Source organism: Agrobacterium tumefaciens, assembly GCF_031801495.1.
Taxonomy (GTDB): Bacteria; Pseudomonadota; Alphaproteobacteria; order Rhizobiales; family Rhizobiaceae; genus Agrobacterium; species Agrobacterium tumefaciens_K.
On sequence record NZ_JAOEGC010000002.1, the window covers coordinates 500,719 to 523,355 of the forward strand.

The 22,637-nt window shown below is 58.6% G+C and carries 19 protein-coding genes; 12 read left to right on the plus strand and 7 right to left on the minus strand.

Features of this window, described 5'->3' with window-relative positions; genetic code table 11:
- The first annotated feature begins 240 nt into the window (after positions 1-240).
- The 6 genes from N7578_RS11870 (at position 241) to N7578_RS11895 (ending at position 7,253) form a co-directional block, all read left to right on the plus strand.
- The gene (locus tag N7578_RS11870; RefSeq protein WP_311110529.1) at positions 241-1,602 is read left to right on the plus strand and encodes an ABC transporter substrate-binding protein; all 1,362 of its coding nucleotides are present in this window, start codon (positions 241-243) and stop codon (positions 1,600-1,602) included.
- Positions 1,603-1,715: 113 nt separating this feature from the next.
- Complete coding sequence (locus N7578_RS11875; RefSeq protein WP_311110530.1) at positions 1,716-2,729, plus strand: sugar ABC transporter permease; 1,014 nt, start codon at positions 1,716-1,718, stop codon at positions 2,727-2,729.
- Position 2,730: 1 nt separating this feature from the next.
- Complete coding sequence (locus N7578_RS11880) at positions 2,731-3,891, plus strand: carbohydrate ABC transporter permease (protein ID WP_311110531.1); 1,161 nt, start codon at positions 2,731-2,733, stop codon at positions 3,889-3,891.
- A 37-nt stretch (positions 3,892-3,928) separates the two neighbouring features.
- The gene (locus tag N7578_RS11885; protein ID WP_311112484.1) at positions 3,929-5,584 is read left to right on the plus strand and encodes an alpha-glucosidase family protein; all 1,656 of its coding nucleotides are present in this window, start codon (positions 3,929-3,931) and stop codon (positions 5,582-5,584) included.
- Between the two features lie 21 nt (positions 5,585-5,605).
- Positions 5,606-6,694, plus strand: a complete 1,089-nt coding sequence (locus tag N7578_RS11890; RefSeq protein ID WP_311110532.1) for a sn-glycerol-3-phosphate ABC transporter ATP-binding protein UgpC — start codon at positions 5,606-5,608, stop codon at positions 6,692-6,694.
- A gap of 202 nt (positions 6,695-6,896) precedes the next feature.
- Positions 6,897-7,253 (plus strand): hypothetical protein, encoded by a 357-nt coding sequence (locus tag N7578_RS11895; protein WP_311110533.1) that lies wholly within the window; start codon positions 6,897-6,899, stop codon positions 7,251-7,253.
- 180 nt (positions 7,254-7,433) lie between these two features.
- Here the strand turns inward: N7578_RS11895 and N7578_RS11900 are convergent, their stop codons facing one another.
- The 6 genes from N7578_RS11900 to N7578_RS11925 all read right to left on the minus strand — a co-directional run bounded on the left by N7578_RS11900 (position 7,434) and on the right by N7578_RS11925 (position 15,974).
- On the minus strand, positions 7,434-8,798 hold the full coding sequence (locus N7578_RS11900; protein ID WP_311110534.1) for a metallophosphoesterase: 1,365 nt from the start codon (positions 8,796-8,798) through the stop codon (positions 7,434-7,436).
- Positions 8,799-8,973: 175 nt separating this feature from the next.
- Positions 8,974-10,791: a phosphogluconate dehydratase gene (edd, locus tag N7578_RS11905; RefSeq protein WP_311110535.1), complete on the minus strand. Its 1,818-nt coding sequence runs from the start codon at positions 10,789-10,791 to the stop codon at positions 8,974-8,976.
- Between the two features lie 122 nt (positions 10,792-10,913).
- Positions 10,914-11,612, minus strand: coding sequence for a 6-phosphogluconolactonase (pgl, locus tag N7578_RS11910; RefSeq protein WP_311110536.1), 699 nt, complete (start codon positions 11,610-11,612; stop codon positions 10,914-10,916).
- Positions 11,613-11,624: 12 nt separating this feature from the next.
- Entirely contained in the window at positions 11,625-13,100 is a 1,476-nt protein-coding gene (zwf, locus tag N7578_RS11915) for a glucose-6-phosphate dehydrogenase (protein WP_311110537.1), read from the minus strand.
- Between the two features lie 140 nt (positions 13,101-13,240).
- A complete protein-coding gene (locus N7578_RS11920) occupies positions 13,241-14,527 on the minus strand; it encodes an FAD-binding oxidoreductase (RefSeq protein ID WP_311110538.1) in 1,287 nt (428 codons plus the stop codon).
- Between the two features lie 10 nt (positions 14,528-14,537).
- Positions 14,538-15,974 carry a glutamine synthetase family protein gene (locus N7578_RS11925; RefSeq protein ID WP_311110539.1) on the minus strand — a complete coding sequence of 479 codons (1,437 nt, stop codon included), beginning with the start codon at positions 15,972-15,974 and terminating at the stop codon, positions 14,538-14,540.
- A 137-nt stretch (positions 15,975-16,111) separates the two neighbouring features.
- Here N7578_RS11925 and N7578_RS11930 point away from each other — a divergent pair, with 137 nt between their 5' ends.
- From N7578_RS11930 to N7578_RS11945, 4 genes are all read left to right on the plus strand, one after another.
- Positions 16,112-17,293 (plus strand): NAD(P)/FAD-dependent oxidoreductase, encoded by a 1,182-nt coding sequence (locus N7578_RS11930; protein ID WP_311110540.1) that lies wholly within the window; start codon positions 16,112-16,114, stop codon positions 17,291-17,293.
- Positions 17,294-17,450: 157 nt separating this feature from the next.
- Positions 17,451-17,597, plus strand: a complete 147-nt coding sequence (locus tag N7578_RS11935; RefSeq protein ID WP_311110541.1) for a hypothetical protein — start codon at positions 17,451-17,453, stop codon at positions 17,595-17,597.
- Between the two features lie 251 nt (positions 17,598-17,848).
- The gene (locus N7578_RS11940; RefSeq protein WP_311110542.1) at positions 17,849-18,715 is read left to right on the plus strand and encodes a LysR family transcriptional regulator; all 867 of its coding nucleotides are present in this window, start codon (positions 17,849-17,851) and stop codon (positions 18,713-18,715) included.
- A 146-nt stretch (positions 18,716-18,861) separates the two neighbouring features.
- Positions 18,862-19,185, plus strand: a complete 324-nt coding sequence (locus N7578_RS11945; RefSeq protein ID WP_311110543.1) for a hypothetical protein — start codon at positions 18,862-18,864, stop codon at positions 19,183-19,185.
- 45 nt (positions 19,186-19,230) lie between these two features.
- Here N7578_RS11945 and N7578_RS11950 read toward each other — a convergent pair whose 3' ends face one another.
- Positions 19,231-19,476, minus strand: coding sequence for a hypothetical protein (locus tag N7578_RS11950; protein WP_311110544.1), 246 nt, complete (start codon positions 19,474-19,476; stop codon positions 19,231-19,233).
- A 378-nt stretch (positions 19,477-19,854) separates the two neighbouring features.
- Between N7578_RS11950 and N7578_RS11955 the strand changes: the two genes are divergently transcribed.
- Positions 19,855-21,267 (plus strand): short-chain fatty acyl-CoA regulator family protein, encoded by a 1,413-nt coding sequence (locus tag N7578_RS11955; RefSeq protein ID WP_311110545.1) that lies wholly within the window; start codon positions 19,855-19,857, stop codon positions 21,265-21,267.
- 151 nt (positions 21,268-21,418) lie between these two features.
- A complete protein-coding gene (locus N7578_RS11960) occupies positions 21,419-22,516 on the plus strand; it encodes a polyamine ABC transporter substrate-binding protein (protein WP_311110546.1) in 1,098 nt (365 codons plus the stop codon).
- Positions 22,517-22,637: the final 121 nt, after the last annotated feature.

Consider the following 22,637-nt stretch of genomic DNA (forward strand, 5'->3'; position numbering starts at 1 on the left):
TCCTCCGCGACGGCCCAAAACGCTTTGGATTTTTACCAAGCATCGTTGCAGTTCACAATTGAAATCTATCACGAGTTTTCGGTGCAGCGCCTATATTGCGCTGCGCAACAAATACTGTAACGTTACAGTTCGGGAGGGGGCTTGACTCCCTTTCGCTGTCAATGAGATGAATAGGCAGCCAAAGCGCTTTGATTGATTTCAATGACCGCTTAGCGATTTATGTGATGGGAGGTAAATCACATGCATAAGGTTCTTTTGACGACGGTGGCCGCGGTGACGCTTCTGTCGGGCGCAGCCTCTGCTGCCGATCTCAAGTTCGCACCCGGTCAGGATGCCAAATTCAATTGGAAAAGCTACGAGGATTTCAAGGCGGCGCATGCTGACCTTAAAGGCCAGACTCTGACGATCTTCGGCCCCTGGCGTGGCGAAGACGAAGCGCTGTTCCAGTCGGTGCTCGCTTATTTTGCCGATGCGACCGGCGTGAACGTCCGTTACTCCTCGTCGGAAAACTACGAGCAGCAGATCGTTATCGACACGCAGGCCGGTTCTCCGCCGGACATCGCCATCCTGCCGCAGCCGGGCCTGCTGGCCGATCTGGCTGCCAAGGGTTTTCTGGTGCCGCTGGGTGACGATACCGCCAACTGGGTGAAGGACAACTACGGCGCCGGCCAGTCCTGGGTCGATCTTGGCAGTTACAAAGGCAAGGATGGCAACAAGGCCTATTTCGCTTTCCCCTTCAAGGCGGATGTGAAGTCGCTCGTCTGGTATGTGCCGGAGAATTTTGAAGAGGCCGGGTACGAGGTTCCTGAAACCATGGAAGACCTCCTCAAGCTGACGGATCAGATCGTCGCAGATGGTGGTACGCCATGGTGCATCGGCCTTGGTTCGGGTGGTGCGACCGGCTGGCCGGCAACGGACTGGGTGGAAGACCTGATGCTGCGCACGCAGCCGCTCGATGTCTACCAGAAGTGGACGACCAACGAGATCAAGTTCACCGATCCGGCCGTCGTCGAGGCGATCAACGAGTTCGGCAAGTTCGCCAAGAATGAAAAATATGTCAGCGGCGGCGTTGCGGCTGTCGCTTCCACCGATTTCCGTGACAGCCCGAAGGGGCTCTTCGACATTCCGCCGAAGTGCTACCTGCATCATCAGGCATCTTTCATTCCTTCCTTCTTCCCGGAAGGCACGAAGGTCGGTACGGATGCGGACTTCTTCTACATGCCGACCTACGCCTCCAAGCCGGACCTCGGCAAACCGGTGCTCGGGGCCGGAACGCTGGTGACGGTCACGAAGGAATCGCCATCCTCGAAGGCATTCGTGGAATTCCTCAAGACCCCGATCGCGCATGAGGTCTGGATGGCGCAGTCCAGCTTCCTGACGCCTTACAAGGGCGTGAACGTTGACACCTATGCCAACGAACAGATGAAGCGTCAGGGTGAAATCCTGACGACGGCGACTAGCTTCGGCTTCGACGGTTCTGACCTGATGCCGGGCAAGATCGGTGCTGGTGCGTTCTGGACAGGCATGATCGATTTCGTCGGCGGTAAGTCTGCCGATCAGGTTGCCGCGGACATCCAGAAGGCCTGGGACGGCCTCAAGTAACGTCAGTCGGGCTTGGCCCGGTGGAGCATATCCGCCGGGCCTCTTGCCAACGAAACGGCTCCGGCGATCGCTGAAAAACAGGGCGACGCGGATAAGTATAAAGGGAGGGGAAAATGGCTGCCCAACTCGTCTCAGCGATAGGCGTCATGGTTGCCGGTGTTTTTGCCTGTGCCGCCTATTACTGGTTATCCGACAAACTGTTGCAGGTGATCTTTCCTGTACGGTCGGGCGATGTCATTCACGCATCGCGTAACCTCAACCGTCGTGCCGCCGTCAGGCCGTGGCTTTTCATCGGTCCGGCCGTTCTTCTTCTTCTTGTCTATCTCGTATATCCGGTGATCGCGACGCTGATCCTGTCGTTCTATGATCGTACCGGCAACGAGTTCGTGGGCCTCGCCAACTACCACTGGGCACTGTCCGATGCCGGCTTCCGCCAGTCGATCTTCAACAATATCCTCTGGCTTGCCGTCGTGCCTGCGGCCTGCACCTTCTTCGGCCTCGTCATCGCCGTGATGACCGACCGCATCTGGTGGGGCAACATCGCCAAGTCTATCGTCTTCATGCCGATGGCGATCTCCTTCGTCGGTGCGTCGGTCATCTGGAAGTTCATCTATGAATATCGTGCCGAGGGACAGGTCCAGATCGGTCTGCTGAACGCCATAGTTGAATTCTTCGGCGGCAATCCGCAGGTGTGGATTTCCATGCCGTTCTGGAACAACTTCTTCCTGATGGTCATCCTCATCTGGATACAGACCGGCTTCGCCATGGTCATCCTGTCGGCCGCATTGCGCGGCATTCCGGAAGAAACCGTAGAAGCCGCCGTCATCGACGGTGCAAACGGCTGGCAGATTTTCTGGAAAATCATGGTGCCGCAGATCTGGGGCACTATCGCCGTGGTCTGGACGACGATCACCATTCTGGTGCTCAAGGTATTCGATATCGTGCTGACCATGACCAACGGGCAATGGAACACCATGGTTCTGGCCAACCTCATGTTCGACTGGATGTTCCGCGGCGGTGGTGACAGCGGGCGAAGTGCCGTGATCGCGCTCATCATCATGGCGGCGGTCACGCCGATCATGGTCTGGAACATTCGCCAGGCCAACCGCGAGATGGAGGGTCGCTGACATGGATATCGCAAAGCGCATCCGTCGCGTCGGCCTGCCGCGCCTCATCGTTCACGCCAGCGTTTTGTTCGTCGTACTGCTCTGGCTCCTGCCCACGCTCGGCATTCTGGTCAGTTCGCTGCGCGACAAGGATCAGATCACCGTATCCGGCTGGTGGACGGCTTTCTCCAGCTCTGAACAGACCGCAGCCGTTCGTCTGGCGGATGCTACCGTGCAGAAGCAGGACGGCAACCGCTATGTCATTTCCGGTAATGTCTTTGAAAACGGTGCAGGCGGGAAAGTCTCGGCCTTCGGTGTCCGGGTGCAGGAACCGCGCGCATTCAACGCTGGCGAGCCGGCCGATATCGGTGATGGTGAAACGTTGCTCGTCAATGCCGATGGTTCCTACGAATACAGCAAGGCGTCCAGCTTCGAGGGCGCCCGCGGTAAGCGCGTCTATATTTCCGTCGCCACGCCGCCGGTCTTCACGCTCGACAATTATCGTACCGTCCTGACGTCGGAGGGTATCGGCCAGTCCTTCGTCAACTCGCTGACGGTTGCTGTTCCCGCAACCGTGATTCCGATCCTCATTGCCGCCTTTGCCGCTTACGCGCTGTCGTGGATGAGCTTTTCCGGGCGCAATCTTTTGATTGCCATGGTCGTGGGCCTGATCGTCGTACCGTTGCAGATGTCGCTGATTCCGCTTTTGCGGCTCTACAACGAAATCGGCAATATTTTCGGCGTTCCCTCCAAGACCTATGCGGGCATCTGGCTGGCGCATACGGCATTCGGTCTGCCGCTCGCCATATATCTGCTGCGCAACTACATTTCCGGCCTGCCGAAAGAGATCATCGAAAGCGCCCGTGTCGATGGTGCGAGCGACTTTGAAATCTTCGTCAGGATTATTTTGCCGCTTTCTTTCCCGGCGCTAGCCTCCTTCGCCATCTTCCAGTTCCTGTGGACGTGGAACGACCTGCTTGTCGCAATGGTCTTCCTCGGCACACAGAAGGATGAGCTTGTGTTGACGGGCGCGCTGAACGCGCTGCTCGGCTCGCGCGGCGGCAATTGGGAAATCCTTACCGCATCGGCTTTCGTCACCATCGTCGTGCCGTTGCTCGTCTTCTTCGCTCTTCAACGTTACCTCGTGCGTGGCCTGCTCGCAGGCTCGGTCAAGGGAGGCTGACAATTTCATGAACGCACATACCACACAGGACAAGACAATGACCGCTTCGGTGACTTCCGCTTTGACGCCTAACAAGGACTGGTGGCGCGGCGCTGTTATCTATCAGATTTACCCCCGGTCCTATCAGGACTCGAACGGCGACGGCATCGGCGATCTGAAGGGCATTACGGATCGTCTGGAATACATCGCGAATCTCGGTGCCGATGCGATCTGGATTTCGCCCTTCTTCACCTCTCCGATGAAGGATTTCGGCTACGACGTGTCGAACTACGTTGATGTCGATCCGATGTTCGGCACGCTGGCCGATTTCGACGGACTGATCGCCGAAGCTCATCGGCTTGGTGTCCGCGTCATGATCGATCTCGTCATGTCGCACACCTCCGACCAGCATCCATGGTTCGTGGAAAGCCGGTCCAGCCGCAACAATCCGAAATCCGACTGGTACGTCTGGGCCGATGGCAAGCCGGATGGCACGCCGCCGAACAACTGGCTCTCAATTTTCGGCGGTCCGGGCTGGCAGTGGGATCCGACCCGCATGCAGTATTACATGCACAACTTCCTGACCTCTCAGCCGGACCTCAACCTGCACAATCCGGAAGTGCAGGAAGAACTGCTGAACACAGTCCGTTTCTGGCTGAAGCGCGGCGTCGATGGTTTCCGCCTCGACACCATCAACTTCTATTTCCACGACAAGCTGCTGCGCGACAATCCGGCTCTTGCTCCGGAACGCCGGAATGCGTCGACCGCTCCGGCGGTGAATCCGTATAACTTCCAGGAACATATCTACGACAAGAACCAGCCGGAAAACATCGAGTTCCTGAAGCGCTTCCGCGCCGTGCTGGAGGAGTTTCAGGACATCGCCGCCGTTGGTGAAGTCGGCGACAGCCAGCGCGGCCTTGAGATCGTCGGTGAATACACCTCCGGCGATGACAAGATGCAGATGTGCTACGCCTTCGAGTTTCTGGCACCGGATGCGCTGACACCGCAGCGTGTAGCCGACGTGCAGGCGGATTTCGCGAAAGCTGCACCGGAAGGCTGGGCCTGCTGGGCTTTCTCCAACCATGATGTCGTGCGTCATGTCAGCCGTTGGGGTGCGGATGTCGAGGACAACGACGCTTTCGCGAAGGTTCTCTCCTCCCTGCTTATGACGCAGCGCGGTTCCGTCTGCATCTATGAGGGCGAAGAGCTTGGCCTGACGGAAGCGGATATCGCTTTCGAAGACTTGCAGGATCCCTACGGCATCCAGTTCTGGCCGGAATTCAAGGGCCGCGATGGTTGCCGCACGCCGATGGTCTGGGATGCAGGCCATGCGCAGGCTGGTTTCTCCACCGCCGATAAGGCGTGGCTGCCAATTCCCGCCGAGCACAAGCAACGCGCTGTCAGCAGCCAGCAAGGCAACGAGGCGTCCGTTCTGGAGCATTACCGCCGGTTCCTTGCATTCCGCAGGCAGCATGCGGCTTTCGCGAAGGGCGGCATCGAGTTCCAGCCGGTTGAAGGCGACGTGCTGACCTATAGCCGCACACTCGGCAACGAAACCATTCTGTGCGTCTTCAACCTTTCTCCCAGGGCGGCAGAAGCTGTGCTTCCGGAAGGGAAATGGGAAGCCCTGAAGGGGCATGGTTTCACAAGCCACGTGAACGGCAACAGGGTCGAGCTACCGGCATGGGGCGCATTTTTCGCCCGCTACGCCTGACAAGATAGGGAGGAACGCTGCATGACTAGTCTCGTTCTAAAGGATATCCGCAAGTCCTACGGGCAGGTGAAGGTCCTGCATGGCATCGACCTGAACATCGAACAGGGCGAGTTCGTCGTCTTTGTTGGACCTTCGGGCTGCGGTAAATCCACGCTTCTGCGCATGATCGCCGGTCTTGAGGAGATTACCGGCGGTGAGATGTATATTGACGGCCAGCTCGTCAATGAAATCCCGCCATCACGCCGCGGCATTGCCATGGTATTCCAGTCCTATGCGCTCTATCCGCACATGACGGTTTACGACAACATGGCTTTCGGCATGAAGATTGCCAAGGAAAGCAGGCAGGAAATCGACCGCCGCGTTCGCGCCGCCGCCGAAATCCTGCAGCTGACCCAATATTTGGAGCGTCTGCCGAAGGCGCTCTCAGGCGGTCAGCGCCAGCGTGTGGCCATCGGCCGCGCCATTTGCCGCAACCCGAAGGTCTTCCTGTTCGATGAGCCTCTTTCGAATCTCGATGCGGCCCTGCGTGTCGCCACCCGCATCGAGATCGCCAAGCTGTCTGAGCAGATGTCGGATACGACGATGATCTACGTCACCCACGATCAGGTCGAGGCGATGACGCTGGCGGATCGCATCGTGGTGTTGAATGCGGGTCGTGTCGAGCAGGTGGGAGCGCCGCTGGAGCTTTACGAAAACCCCGCCAATCTTTTCGTGGCACGCTTCATCGGCTCACCCGCCATGAACATCATCGCTGCGAAAATCGCCGCGACCGGCGAGAAAACCGTGATCGAACTGGCCGGCGGGAAGACGCTCACTCTTGACCTAGCCACGCCATCGGCCGAGCAGGGCAAGGCCGCGAGCTTCGGTGTCCGGCCGGAAGATCTCAGCCTCGTCACGGGCGATGACTATCTGTTCGAGGGCAAGGTTGCGATTGTCGAGGCACTCGGCGAAGTGACGCTGCTTTATCTGGAGGCGCCAAGCGGACAGGAACCCGTCATCGTCAAGCTGCCGGGCATCGTACCCGTCCATAAAGGTGAAACATTGCGCTTTGCTGCCCCGCGCGAAAAACTGCATCTTTTCGATTCAGACGGGAAAACGTTTCGCCGGTAAGATGGCGTGAACGAGCGATACGGAACAAGCCCGGAATGTACCACGTTCCGGGCTTGTTTTTTGGCCGTAGGCAACAGCCCCGATATGAATTGTTAAAGACTGCGCGTTACTCTCTGGTCGTGTAGTGCGTACAGGAGTATCGAAGTTGCAGAGCGGTGCTGGCAGTTTCAAAAACAGTTATTTGAGCAAGGAAGAATCTTTCATGTACGACCGCGAAGGTCGTTTCCGCATGGAAGACACGATGAACGCGGCGCGGATCGAATATACGGAAAAGGCCGTCATGCACATGGCGGCGCGTCGCTGCGATGTGATCAAGATTTCACAGACGGAAGCGGTACTGGCGCTGCTCACCCAGTACAATCTGCCGAACCAGTTCTACCTGGATATTCCCGATGCCCGCATCACCAAGATCGGCTGTATGCTGCTGCGCGTGAATGCCAACAACACCATCCACGTCCGTTTCCTGAGCATGCTGGCGCAGAAGGAACTAGACCGGATTTTCGTGTTCAGCACACACCCGGCCCACAGGGACCGGAAGCTGGATATCCGCTCGTTCTGATAGGTTGAAGATTGCGAAGCTGCGCGCGTCCATTTCGGTTGCGCGCATGCATTTAGGGCGCCCAAAGCCACGCTCCGACGTGTGGAATCCTTGCATGTGCTTGCCCAGCAATCGATTTCGATTTTCAGGCCGATGCGTCGGGGTAGGGCGGTTTCGCCACCGCCAACCGCCGAGGGTTGCTTAGCTCAGGCTTTCCAGGACGATCTGTTTTAGCTTGATGTCCGGCACTTCAGCGAATTTGAGATCGCTGCGGCCGAAATAGGATTTCTGGTTCATGGCGGACCAGTCGTTGCAGACGAGCTTGTAGCGCTGCTTCGTTTCCGTCTTTTCCGGCATCGCGTAAAGATAATCACCCGTGCGGCTGGAAAGCGGAATATCGCCATCCTGATTGCAGCGTGTGAGAATATCCGCAAGCACCTCGCCATCGACTTCCGTGACCATCAGTTTCCCGTCGAAACGCAGTGATGCGTTGAAATCGTACCGCCGTATATCGCCTTTCGGCAGGCCGGCCCCGAATGAGGTATGGCCGATGAAGCCGACATCCGCTCCGGTCTTCGTGGCGATGGACATGGCTGCGTGCCGCCCGGCCTGACTGACGGTCAATGCTGCCGAGGACTTGCCGACCACGGCCTTTTCTTCATCTGTTAGATGCCGGTCCAGCGTCTGTTCTATCAATGCCCTCAGGGTCTGCGACGCAAGAGCGCCGTTGTCTATGGAAACAGTCTCGACAGCCGGTGCGGTGCCGGGCGCAGCAAAGGTCGCGACGGCCATCGACGTGCACCAGGAACCGGTGTGGACATAGCGCGTGGCGTGCTGCTCATGAACGAAATTCAGATGATCGTGGCCGCCGACGAGCAATGTGCCATCCGGCAGGATTGGCAGGATTTCGCGGTCGGCAACAACGCCCGCGTGGCTGAGAACGATGTTGATTGCATCCTGCCTGACGATTGCCGGAAGGTTGTCCTTCGCCCATGCCGTCGGCTCGGGAATATCCAGCGTGTCCCGCGTCGCCTTGGGGTAGGTGTTGATCGCATTGGTCGCAACACCGGCAACGATGACTTTCCGCTCGCCCACAGTCAGTTCGGCATGGGCCGGTGCATAGGGAGCGCCACTGCGCTTGTCGATGATGTTGCTGAGAACGGTAATGCCGAGTGTGTGCGCACGCGTGACAAAGTTGGCAAGGTCATTATCGATATCGGGTTCGTGGTTGCCGATGTTGATCACGGTAGGGGCAAGTTTGGAAAGCGCCGAGAGGAAGGCCCATTCGATTTCACCTGCCGAGCGTACCGCCACCGCATTGCCGCTTTCGAACAGGTCGCCGTTCAGCAGAATGATGTGGGGTGTTTTATTGGCGACGATGCGTGTTTCGATCGCTGCGAGAAGCTGGCCGATGCGCTCGTAGGCTGAATGCAGGTCGGCAATCACGATGGCGCGTATCGTGGTTTCTTGTGCGATCGCTGCTGTGGCTGCGATCATCACCGGCAGGATGGTTGTCCCCGCCATAAGCTTCAGAACGTCGCGGCGCGTACTGGAGAAAATTGTCATCTAATCTGGTCCCATTCCATCCAGCCGCCTGATCATGTGCGGCTGGGTGAGGAGGGACTATAGGGCAATCATCACAGTTGGATGACAAGTTTTTGTTCCGGCCGTGACAGGTCGGAAGCTGTAGATGTCGGGAGGCATGAAGATGACGGAAGCTCTTGGTTTCCGTCATTCTCGCTCAATGGAAAACGCTGGCGCCCTGATCGGCAGGGCCGGCATTGCGCCGGAAAGTCGCGAACAGTTCGCGGCCCATACCCCACTCATTGCCGGAAAGATCGGCCTGCGCCGGCTCGCGTTTTGCCAGTTCAGCGGCGGAAACGAGAACTTCCAGCGTGCCGGACACGGCGTCGAGGCGGATGATGTCGCCGTCGCGGATGAGCGAGATCGGCCCGCAGTCGGATGCTTCCGGCGTGACGTGGATGGCGGCAGGCACCTTTCCGGATGCGCCGGACATGCGCCCGTCGGTCACGAGAGCCACCTTGAAACCGCGATCCTGAAGCACACCGAGCGGTGGCGTCAGCCGGTGCAGTTCGGGCATGCCGTTGGCCTTCGGTCCCTGGAAGCGGACAACGGCGATGAAATCGCGGTTGAGTTTGCCTTCCTTGAACGCGTCCTGAAGTTCCTGCTGGTCGTGGAAGACGATGGCGGGTGCTTCGATGATATGGCGTTCCGGCTTCACGGCGGAAATCTTGATGACCGACTTTCCAAGGTTGCCGGTGAGCATCTTCAGGCCGCCGGTCGGCTGGAACGGCGTTTCGATGCTGGCGAGAACCTTCGGATCGTGGCTCTGCTCGGGCGAAGGTTCGCGTGTCACGGCGCCGTTCTCGTCGAGTTTCGCATCGATGGTATAGGCCTCAAGGCCATGACCGAAGACGGTGCGAACATCGTCATGGACGAAGCCATGCTTCAGTAGCTGCTTGATGAGGAAGCCCATGCCGCCAGCGGCATGGAAGTGGTTCACGTCGGCCAGTCCGTTCGGATAGACGCGGGCCAGCAGCGGAACGGTATCCGAAAGGTCGGAAATGTCCTGCCATGTCAGGATGATGCCAGCCGCACGCGCCATCGCGATCAGGTGCATCGTGTGGTTGGTCGAGCCGCCGGTCGCATGCAGGCCGACCACGCCGTTGACGATCGAGCGCTCGTCGATCATTTCGCCAGCGGGTGTGAATTCGTTACCCTGCGCGGTGATTGCCAGCGCACGTTTCGTCGCTTCGCGTGTCAGCGCATCGCGCAGCGGCGTGTTGGGGTTGACGAATGAGGAACCGGGCATATGGAAGCCCATGATTTCCATCAGCATCTGGTTGGAGTTTGCGGTGCCGTAGAAGGTGCAGGTGCCGGGACCATGGTAGGACTTGGATTCGGCCTCCAGCAGTTCGGCGCGGCCAACCTTGCCCTCGGCGTAAAGCTGACGGATGCGGGATTTCTCGTCGTTCGGCAGACCGGAGGTCATCGGGCCGGCGGGAATGAAGACGGACGGCAGATGTCCGAAGGACAGGGCTGCTATGACGAGACCGGGAACGATCTTGTCGCAGACGCCGAGATAGACTGCGGCGTCGAACATGTTGTGCGACAGGCCGATCCCCGCTGCCATGGCAATGGCGTCGCGCGAAAACAGCGAAAGCTCCATACCGGGCTGGCCCTGGGTTACGCCGTCGCACATCGCCGGAACAGCACCCGCGACCTGTGCCACGCCGCCTGCTTCCTTCGCCGCGTCGCGAATGATCGCCGGGAACACCTCATAGGGCTGATGAGCCGAAAGCATGTCGTTATAGGCGGTGATGATGCCGAGATTGGCAACCCGGTCGCCGGCAAGGAGATCCTTGTCGGCGGGGGAACAGACCGCAAATCCATGCGCTAGATTTCCGCAGGACAGCATCGAGCGATACACGCCCTTGGAAACCTGCAGGCGAAGCCGCTCAAGATAGGTTTCGCGGTAGGGTTTGGAGCGTTCGACGATACGGGCGGTTATAGCCTGAATGCGGGAATCGGCGGCCATGGGCGTTCATCCTGTTCGTTGGTCGGCAACCGGCCCCTCCTTGGGAGGTGAAAGGCCGGTTGTCGTGTTTCTGTCTTACGTCGCAAGGGCACTTTTACGGGCTGCTCAAAACAGCCTCAGTCTTATGGCGCCCAATAAATGTCGACCGGCGTTTCGGCTCTGTTGAGTACGGCGCGGATCGGCATTTCGTCCTCGTCCTCGGCGGTTTTCGCTTTCTCCAGCGTCGCTTTCTTGGCGGCGCCTTCAATATGCAGCACCAGAAAATTCGCATCGTGAAGACTGGAGAAATTGAACGTCAGCCGTTCTTCTCCGGCGTTTTCAGCCGCCATCGTCAGCACGCCACGCGGTTCGTCCAGATCAAGCGCCTCGTACAGATTGTCGCCGCCGGGAAAGAACGATGCCGTATGCCCGTCCGTTCCCATGCCAAGGATCACCACGTCGAACGGATCGCAGATCGCCTCGGTCTTCACGGTTGCAAGCGTTGCCGCATCTTCGGGAGATGCGGCAGGCTGGAACAACGGGATGAAATAGGCGGCTGCCGCTTCGTTCTGGAGCAGATTATCCGCAACCAGCTTGTGGTTCGAGCGCTCGTTATCGGCAGGAACGAAACGCTCGTCGACGAGCGTGACGCTAATGTTGGGCCAATCGAGCTTGTGACGGGAAAGCGCCTGGAAGAACAGCTTGGGCGTGGAGCCCCCGGAAACGGCGATGCTCGCCGTCCCGCGCTCCTGCGCGGCGCTTGCCAGACGGCTGGCAACGTCCGCCGCCAGTGCCGTCGCCAGGTCGGCTGAGTTATCGAAGATATGCATGGTTTCGCTCATCTCCGTTCACCCTTAGTCGGCATCGTGCCAGGTGCGGCCATCACGCTCGATCAGCGCGATCGATCCGCTCGGACCCCATGTGCCTGCCGTATAACCCTGTACGCCCTGTCCGGTTTCTTCCCAGCTCTTGAGGATAGGGTCGACCCAATCCCATGCGGCTTCCACTTCGTCGCGACGCATGAACAACGTCTGGTTGGAGCGGATCGTATCCATCAGCAGGCGCTCGTAAGCGTCCGGGCTGCGCACATTGAAAGCCTCCGCAAAGCTCATGTCCAGGGAAACCTGACGCAGGCGCATGCCGCCCGGACCCGGATCCTTGATGAGCAGCGACTGCTTTACGCCTTCGTCCGGCTGCAGGCGGATAACCAGCTTGTTGGCTTCGATCTTGCCGGCGGCATCATCGAAGATCGAGTGCGGGATCTGCTTGAACGTGACGACAATCTCGGAAACGCGGGTTGCGAGGCGTTTTCCCGTGCGGATGTAGAAGGGGACGCCAGCCCAGCGCCAGTTGGCGATTTCCGCCTTGATGGCGACGAAGGTCTCGGTGTTGGAAACGCCGCCTTCCAGCTCTTCCAGATAACCCCGAACCGGACCGCCAGCGGAAGCGCCAGCGCGGTACTGACCGCGCACGGTCTGCTTTTCGACATTGCTGGTGTCGATCGGCTTCAGCGAACGCAACACCTTCAGCTTTTCGTCACGCACGGCTTCTGCATCCATCGACGCGGGCGGTTCCATCGCGACAAGGCAAAGCAGCTGCAGGATATGGTTCTGAACCATGTCGCGCAGTGCGCCTGCCTTGTCGTAATAACCGGCGCGGCCTTCCAGACCGACGGCTTCCGCAACGGTGATCTGCACGTGATCGATATGTGCGGAGTTCCACAGCGGCTCGTAGAGCGCATTGGCGAATCGCAGCGCCATCAGGTTCTGAACGGTTTCCTTGCCCAGATAGTGGTCGATACGGAAGATCTGTTCTTCCTTGAAGACGTGACCGATGGTGTCGTTCAGTTCCTGCGCCGAGGCGAGGTCGCGACCGATCGGCTTTTCAACCACGATGCGGGTGGACTTGGTAATCAGCTTGTGTTCGCGGATCTTGTCGGCAATGTCGCCGAAGATGCCCGGTGCGACGGCGAGGTAGAAGGCGCGAACGCGCTCCTTGCCTTCGTCCAAGAGCTTCTTCAGCGTATCCCAGCCGTTTTCGCCCTTGGCGTCGACAGGAACGTAGAAGATACGTTCCAGGAAGCGTGCGACCTGTTCGTCGTCATATTCTCCCGTCTTCAGGTGCTCCTTGAGGGCATCCTGTGCGAACTTGCGATATTCCTCATGGCTCATCACCGAACGGGACGCCCCGATGATGCGGGTCGGGTCGGTAAACTGGCCTTCGATCTGGCGGTGATAAAGAGCTGGAAGCAGCTTGCGCTCCGCCAGGTCACCTGTGCCGCCGAACACGACACAATCAAAGGGGTCAACGGGAATGATCTGACTGCTCATCTCGATTCTCTCGATCTTTAGGGTTGGGGGCATCAATAATCTAATCGATTTAAAAATGCCAGTCTCAGTGGAGCGAAATTGTGAACTTTGATTCTCGAGCCGGAGACTCACGCGGCCTCCGGTGATTTGCAAAAGGTTTCCTAAAATCTGTCCCTAAGCGCAAACCACGAAAGCGCAAGGAAAAGTAGAGGAGCCCTGAACGTTGCTCCGCCTGGAAATGCCGGCACTTTAAGCCTGGCGAACGGAGCAAGCAGATCCTGCCGCCCGAGCACCATGTCGGCATAGAGCTTGCCGCAATAATTCGCGAGCATCACCCCGTGGCCGGAATAACCGCCGATGGACATGACACCCGGCATGACCTCCCTGACGAAGGGTTGCCTTGGCATGGTGATGCCGACGGAGCCGCCCCAGGAATGGGTGATTTCGACATCTTTCAGTGCCGGATAGATTTCGGCGATCTGCTTGCGGATGTGGACGGAGATGTCACGTGGCGAATCGGCCGTGTAGGCTTCGCGGCCTCCGAACAGCAGCCGGTTGTCCGGCGTCTTGCGGAAATAGCGAACCACGAAACGGGAATCGGCGATCGCCTCCTTGCCGGGAATGACGTCCGGATAATCTTCGAGCGGCATGGTCGCACCGATGAAGGAGCGGATCGGCATGATGTGCGCGGCCGTAACCGGTTCCAGATTGCCGATATAGGCGTTCGTGGCAATCAGCGTCTTTTTGGCCGTTATGGTTCCGTAGGGCGTTTCGATGATGGTTTTGCCGCCCGATTGCCGGATGGATGACGCGGGCGTCATTTCGAAAATGTCGGCCCCCGCTGCTTTTGCGGTCCTTGCAAGCCCGACCAGCAGTTTAAGCGGGTGGATGTGGCCGGTGCCGATATCACGCGTTCCGCCGAAATAGTGGTTCGAGCCGACACGCTCTCTCGCCTCCGCCTGCTCCATGAAGGAGATGTGCGGATAGTCATAGCGCTCGTTCATGGCGATTACGCTTTTGCGGTAGTCGTCCTCGTAGGCCGCCTTATGGGAGACGTTGAGCTGCCCCGGCAGATAATCGATGTCGATGCCCCGGTCCCTCGCAAAATCGAGGACATAGTGTTTTGCGCCCTCGGCGATATCGAACAGCAATTTCGATTGTTCGAAGCCGATAATTTCTTCCAGTTCGTCCGGCCAGGAGCGCTGACCGGTGCCGAACTGTCCGCCATTGCGGCCCGAAGCGCCGTCGCCGAAACGGTTCGCCTCAATCAGGACGACGGGGACGCCATTGGCGGCCAGATTGCAGGCGGCCTGAAGACCGGTATAGCCGCCACCGATGATGGCGACCTCCGTTTCCTTCGAACCATCCATGCGCGGATATTCCGGCCGCTCGCCGACGCTTGCCTGATACCAGGAAATACCCGGTGCGATCGGACTTTGCCATGCCATGCCGAAGTCCTCACACGTTGAGAAGCAGGAATTCCCGCTCCCACGGGCTGATGACCTGCATGAAGGTTTCGAATTCCCCGCGTTTCAGGCCCGCATAGAGCCCGACGAATTCATGGCCGAAAACCCGGTCGAACTGTTCTTCGGCTTCGAGAAGCGCCACGGCTTCGAGAAGTCCGCGCGGCAGGTCGATGGAGCCTTCGTTTGCCGTCTCATAGGTGGGCTCGGTCGGTTCGATATTGTTCATGATGCCGAGCCAGCCGCAGCCAAGCGATGCCGCAAGCGCGAGGTATGGGTTGGCGTCGGAGCTTGGCAGACGGTTTTCCACGCGCCGCGCCTGCGGTCCGGAGATCGGCACGCGGAAAGCCGTCGTGCGGTTGTCGTAACCCCAGGCATTGTTCACCGGGCAGGCCATGTCCGGTGTCAGGCGACGGTAGGAATTCACGTAAGGAGCAAGCATCACCAGCGCGTTCGGCACATAGCGCTGCATGCCGCCGACAAACGAGAAGAATTCCTTGGAAGGGCTGCCGTCCTTGTTGGAGAAGATGTTCCTGCCGCTGTCGATCTCCACCACGGATTGATGGATATGCATGGCGGAGCCGGGTTGGCCCTGCATTGGCTTGGCCATGAAGGTCGCATAAATGCCGTGCTTGAGCGCGGCTTCGCGGATGGTGCGTTTGAACAGGAACACCTGGTCGGCCAGTTCGATGGGATCGCCATGGCGCAGGTTGATTTCGAGCTGCGCCGGTCCCTCTTCATGGATCAGCGTATCGATCTCAAGCCCCTGTTTTTCGGAGAAGTGATAGATGTCGTCGATCAGTTCGTCGAACTCGTTGATGCCCGCAATGGAGTAGCTCTGGCCACCGACGATGGAGCGGCCGGAGCGGCCCTTCGGCGGATGCAGCGGATAGTCCGGGTCATCGTTCATGGCAACGAGATAAAACTCGATCTCCGGCGCCACAACGGGTTTCCAGCCCTTTTCCTCATAGAGCGAAAGCACGTTCTTGAGAACGTTGCGCGGTGTGTAGGGCACGGATGCGCCTTCGGCATCCACCACGTCGCAGATGACCTGTGCGGTCGGATCGCTTTCCCACGGGACGACGGAAAGCGTCGACAGGTCGGGCACCAGCTTCAGGTCGCTGTCGCGCGGCTCATACCGGAAATTCGCCGTCTCGTCGGGATATTCACCGGAAATCGTGTGGCGATAAAGCGCAGACGGCAGGGCAAGCGAGGTGTCGCCCGTGAACTTCGCCGTCGGCATCATCTTGCCGCGTGCAACGCCTGCAAGGTCGGGCGTGATGCATTCGATATCCTCGATACCGCGTGCTCTCAGCCACTGCGCAGCTTCGCGCCAGGAGGAAACACCACGGGTTGAGGAAAGGTCGAGAGGGGGTGTCTTTGCCATGGTTGCCGGCTTTTTCGGGCGGAGCATGGTTTTCTTGGGGGGCATGTATCACCGGGTCTCAGTTTCGACTGGCGGCATCATAACCAGAGTTTGGCAATTGGCGAGGGGGAAAGCGCCATCGCGTGCCATTGACAACCGGCTCCGCTTCGAAAAGAGGAGGGAGACAGAACAAGGAATAATCGATGGCTGAAAAATGTGATGTGCTGATTCTGGGAGCGGGAGCTGCCGGCATGATGTGTGCCATCCGCGCCGGACAGCGCGGCCGATCGGTCATCGTTCTGGATCACGCCAAGGCGCCGGGCGAGAAAATCCGCATCTCCGGTGGGGGGCGCTGCAATTTCACCAACATCCATGCTGGCCCGAAGAACTATCTCTCCGCCAACCCGCACTTCGCCAAGTCGGCGTTGGCCCGCTACACGCCGCGCGATTTCATCGCCCTTGTCGAAAAACACGGCATTGCCTGGCATGAAAAGACGCTCGGCCAGCTTTTCTGCGACGACAGCGCCAAGGATATCATCCGCATGCTGCTGGCCGAAATGCAGGCAGCGGGTGCGAAACTGAGGCTCCAGACGGAAATATCGGCGGTTGCCCATGACGGTCAGCGGTTTCGCGTGACGACACCGTCGGGCGTGATCGAGGCCGAAAGCCTTGTCGTCGCGATGGGCGGAAAATCGATCCCGAAAATGGGCGCAACCGGTTTTGCCTATCATATCGCCGAACAGTTCGGCTTGCCGCTTCTGGAGCCACGTCCCGGCCTCGTGCCGTTGACGCTAGATCCTGCCCTGCTGGAAAAGCTTTCTCCGCTTTCCGGTGTTGCGGTCGCCGCCGAGGCTTTCCATGGCAAGACCTCCTTCCGGGAGGCGCTGCTCTTTACCCATCGCGGCCTTAGCGGCCCATCCATTCTGCAGATTTCGTCCTACTGGCGAGAAGGCGATGCGATCCGGCTGAAGCTGGAGCCCGAGATAGACATCCTGTCCCATCTGAAGGATGCCAAACGGGCAAACGGGCGGCAGTCCGCCCAGACAGCTCTTTCCGAAATTCTGCCGAAACGGCTTGCTCAGCATGTTGTCGAGAAGGCCGCGATCACCGGCAATCTCGCCGACATGTCCGACAAGGTGCTGGCGAAGCTGGCAACGGAAGCGCAGGAGTGGCACATCAAGCCCGCCGGTTCCGAGGGCTATCGTACCGCCGAGGTGACGCTTGGCGGCGTGGACACGACGCATCTCGATTCCCGCACCATGGCGGCGAAATCTCTGCCGAACCTCTTTTTCATCGGCGAATGTGTGGATGTGACCGGCTGGCTCGGTGGCTACAACTTCCAGTGGGCGTGGGCGTCCGGCCATGCGGCAGGCGAATTCGCGTGAAGCCGGGGGCTTTAATACCGTGTTAACAGACACGGAGTCATCCTGAGCGAATGCCAGCAAAGCCGGTGTTTCATTGCCGGGCTTGCACATGATGTCACGCTGGACGCCCTCGGAAGAAGGCATGGATCGGTCGAGTATTTCGTCAGGAAAACCGCGTATGAACAGATCCGCACACCTCCACCCTGTCCGTCGCCCTCGGGCGATTGCCGTTGCCCGCGCTGCCAGTGACAACACGCAGGCCGCTTTCCGCCTGGCCATGATTGCAGCCGGTGCGCTTGCCGCACTGTCGGTCCTTCTGTTCTGACCAGCCAGTCAACCTCTTCATCGTTCTGAGAAATCCTGTACAGAATCGCCAGAAGCGCGAGGCTTCTGCCATGTCGGCGTAGAATTTCTCTTCCTGACGTATAGCCTCCCGTCGCGTGCGCGGTTGCTGGTTTTCGATGATGGCGTGTGCTGAATAAAGTACGTGCATGTCACTCTCCTTGGTCGGTGAGAACATGATGAACGTCGTTTTTTGTTTTATCTGCGCAAGATAATGCACTACATTTTTCATCTATGAAAAACGTGACATGGGACGCCTATCAGCTTTTCCTTGATGTTTCGCGATGCGGCGGCCTGACGGGCGCAGCAGCGCAGGCCGGTCTGAGCCCTGCGACCATCGGCCGCCGTATGGTGGAGCTGGAAGAACGACTCGGCAAGGGTCTGTTCCAGAGAAGCCAGACGGGGTACGCGCTGACGCCGGAGGGCAGGGCGCTGTTCGATCGCCTTCAGGCAATGGAGAGTGCGGCGAAAGAGGTGGAGAACTGGCAGAAATCGTCCGCGGCTTCTTCTCTTGTGCGTATCGCGCTCGGGACATGGAATGCGTGGCTGCTGACGGCGAATTTCGCGGCGATCTGCACGGAGCGGGACGATTTTCGCGTCGACCTGTTCATTGCCGAGCAGAGAGCGGCACTGGCCCATCGCGAGCACGATATCGGCATCCGTGCGTTCGAGCCGGAGGAACGCAATCTCGCTGCGATCAAAACCGGCGATGTTGCCTACGCGCCCTACAGGCTGCGGAATGCGGCGGCCTCGGTTTCAGATCGCTGGATTGCCGTGTCGCAGGAGCAGGCGATCTCGAACTACTTGCGATGGCCGCACGAGCAAAAGTCCGACCGTCTGGTCGTGACGGTCAACAGACCGACGGCCTTGCTGGATCTGGTGCGGGCAGGCGCTGGGGTGGCTGTGCTGCCCTGTTTCGTGGGCGATGCGGATGCGCAGCTGATGCGAGACGGCGGGGAAATCGAGGAGCTGCGGCATCGCCAATGGATCGTCATGAACAATGACGATCGCCACCGCCGCGAGATACGCACGGTGGCGGACCGGATGTCCCGCCTGATCAAGGGGCATGCGGATTTGTTTGCCGGACGATTCCAGTCCTGACGTCACAGATCTGTTCTATGGTTGCATTCTGTCAACATAGTCAATTTTTGATTGCATTCAGTCAAATAACCTATAGATTGTTTTTCTGTGAATTAAACTCTTGGGTTGAGGTTGTTATGATAATTTCACCGTCATATGTAAGTGCAATGTCTGCAGCGACGACGCCGGAAGAAGCAGCCAAGATTTTTTATGCAGCAGTGAGCAAGGGTATCGCGTTCGTCGTTGCTGACTCTCTGTCCAAAGCCGTGGCAGCCCACGCGCCGACAGTTGCAGATGCCAGGATTGCCGGTTGGCAAAAGCTCATCGGCGGCGTCGCAATGCAGCTGGCATGGGAATCTCCCGCCATCCTGAAGCCAATCCCTTTGACACAAATTGCCTGCTTCGCGCCGTACGGGCCTGAATTGCAAGGCAATGTGGAGCCGATGGGTGTGAATGTCAGTATTGGCGTCTCTGTGTCGGCAAGTTTCTGATGACTGCGCCCGGCATGCGGTCGCCGCATGCCGGGCTTTTATATCTCAGGCCGCAGAGTTTCCTTGCGCAACGATGACGGGAATAAGAAGATCGCCCCAGTTGCCGCCGCCGCCATGGTGGCGGGCCGAGCGAACCAGTTCGACGGAAACGCCTGCTTCGACAGCTTTCATGACCGCTTGGTTCAGCCTGTGCAGGTCGTTTGCCAACATGCGGATGGCTGCCTGCTGATCCTGGTTCATGGCAGAGGATTGTTCGTCTGCCCGTTCTCTAACTCTCGAAATCGAAGCCATTTTTTCCTCCGTTAATCTGGCTTTTTTTAATTCATTTCACAGGCGGGCGGAGCAGGCCGCCATGTCTCAATTCTTGTTGCCGTTCCATGTCGCCATCGCGGCTCCGTTGTACAGGCACACAATTTTGTAAAAATCAGTCATGCTTCCCTGCAGCCATGTGGCGGTTCGGGACGCTGGCGTCTTTTATTTTTTCCGACGTGCTTTTCTGATGTGAATACTTTTACATTTTCTCGAGCTGCAGCGCCAGAAAAAACATAAAAACAGTGACTTGAAAGATGTTATCCTGTAGCGTGCGTGACAGGGTGGAGCTGTAAAAATGTAAATACTGTAAAAGGGCGCGCCCGGTAAAACTTGTAACAAGTTTGCAAAGGTGAGGATGTGTCCGAGAACAAGATTTTCGCAGGCCCACGCGTACGCCGTGTCCGCAATGGATTGGGCCTGACGCAGACGGCGATGGCCGAAGCGCTGGCGATCTCGCCATCCTATCTCAACCTCATCGAGCGTAACCAGCGCCCCTTGACGGTGCAGCTGCTGTTGAAGCTGTCTTCCGTCTTCAAGGTGGATCTGGACGATCTGCGGGGAGAAGGTGCCGGGTCTGCCGGCCAGCTGAGGGAGGTGTTTGCCGATCCGCTGCTAGCAGGTGAGGTGCCGTCGCAGCAGGAGCTGGTGGAGGTGGCGGATGCCGCGCCGAATGCGGCAAGCGGCATCGTCAAGCTGTACCGGGCGTACAGGGAGCAGGCCAAAAGGCTGACGGATCTTTCGGAACTGCTGGCGCGTGAAGGACATGAGACGGCCCTGTCTGCGACGCGCCTGCCGATCGATGAGGTCCGACACGTGTTTGAAAACAGGTCGTCCTATTTCCACCGTATCGACGTAGCGGCGGAGGCTCTGCACAGGGAGCTGTCGACGGGCGAGGATCTTGCCTCGGGACTGCGTGCCTGGCTTCAGAAAAACCAAGGCATCGTTGTCCGGACGCTTCCGGTTCACGCCATGCCCAATCTTCGCCGACGGTACGATCGCCATTCCATGCGTCTGTTCATTTCCGAACGCCTCTCGCTGCCCGACCAGCTTCGGGAAATGGCGATGGAAACCTGTCTGCTGGCACTGCGGGAGAAGATTGACGGAGAACTGGACGGTCTTGGTCTGGCAGGCGAGGAGGCGCGGCGCATTGCCCGCTTCGAACTGGCGCGGTATGCCGCGCACGCCTTGATCATGCCGTATGGTGTGTTTCTGGCTGCGGCGCAGCGGGCGAGATATGACCTGGATGTTCTGCGTTCCCGCTTCAACGTTTCGTTCGAGCAGGCGGCGAATCGCCTCGTGGCGCTGCAACGGCCATCGGCTGCGGGCATCCCGTTTTTCCTGATGGAAATCGACAATGCGGGCAACCGATTCCGGATGGCGGGTGCGCAGGGCTTTCCCCGCGCGCGCTTCGGCGGGCTCTGTCCGCGGCTCAACATTCACGCCGCCTTTGCACAACCGGGACAGATACTGGTGGAAAAGGTGGAAATGCCTGACGGCGACGCCTTTCTGACGATGGCGCGAACGCTTGAAGGCCCGCAGGTCGGGTTTGGTGAACGCATAAGGCGAACGGCGCTCCTGATGGGCTGCGATGCGGCGCAGGCCGGCGAAACCGTTTATGGCGCGGCGCCGGGCGCAGCTGCTGTTCCGGTCGGGCCGTCATGCAGGCTGTGTGAGAGGCAGGGTTGTCTTTCCCGCGCCGAAGCGCCGCTGACACGGCCGCTGGGGCTGGACGAGATGGTAACGGGACTGAGCGTCTTCGACTTCCAGTAGCTTTTTGCCCGGATTCCCGGTGCCTGGAACACATTCTGTTGAAAATGCTGTGCTGCACATTTCCCGCTTGCTACCGCCAGTTTTCCTTTCTAGTCTCTCCTCAAAAAGGGGATCCCGCGCTCGCTGCGAGGATGCGTAAACAGGAGAAATCATGAAGTACCGTTCGCTCCGCATGACCTTGGCCATGACCTCCGCGCTTGTTGCAGCGGGTTCCGCTATGGCTCAGGAGAAGGTCGTTCACGTTTATAACTGGTCCGATTACATCGACGAATCGATTCTGGCCGATTTCACCAAGGAAACCGGCATCAAGGTCGTCTATGACGTTTTCGACAGCAACGAGCTCGTGGAAACGAAGCTTCTGGCTGGTAGCTCTGGTTATGACGTCGTTGTGCCCACCGCGCCTTTCCTGGCTCGTCAGATCACCGCGGGCGTGTTCCAGAAGCTCGACAAGTCGAAGCTTCCGAACCTGAAGAACATGTGGCCGGAAGTGTCCGAGCGTCTGGCGAAATACGATCCCGGTAACGAATATGCCGTGAACTACATGTGGGGCACGACGGGCATCGGTTACAACGTCGCCAAGGTGAAGGCTGCCCTCGGCGATGTTCCGGTCGACAGCTGGGATATTCTCTTCAAGCCGGAAAATGCCGAGAAGCTGAAATCCTGCGGCATCAACATTCTCGATGCGTCTGACGAAACATTCGCGATTGCCATGAACTACATTGGCAAGAACCCCGACAGCAAGGAAACGGCTGATCTGGAAGCGGGCGGCGACGTCTACATGAAGATCCGCCCCTACGTGAAGACTTTCAACTCCTCCGCCTATATCGATGAGCTGGCCAATGGCGACAGCTGCATCACGATCGGCTGGTCGGGCGATATCCTTCAGGCCAAGAGCCGCGCCGAAGAAGCCAAGAACGGCGTGGAGGTGAACTACGTCATCCCGAAGGAAGGCACCTACATGTGGTTCGACAACCTTGCGATCCCGGCGGATGCCAAGAATGTCGATGAAGCCCATGCCTTCATCAACTATCTGATGAAGCCGGAAGTCATCGCCAAGGCGTCCGACTATGTGCAGTATGCCAACGGCAACCTTGCCTCACAGCCGCTGATGGATGAGGCGGTTTCCAAGAACCCGGCGGTTTATCCGGATGAGGCGACGATGAAGAAGCTCTTCACCATCTCTCCTTACGGACCGAAGGAACAGCGCGTTCTGAACCGTGTCTGGACGCAGATAAAAACCGGTAGCTGATCCGTCCGCTCGCTGGTTGGGGAACGGCCGGCGGGCGCGTTCCCCGGCAGAAACCTCGGTCAGCGGGTCAATGATCTGCTGACGGCTTGCCCGCCTTATTGCAGATCAGTGATTTGAGGGT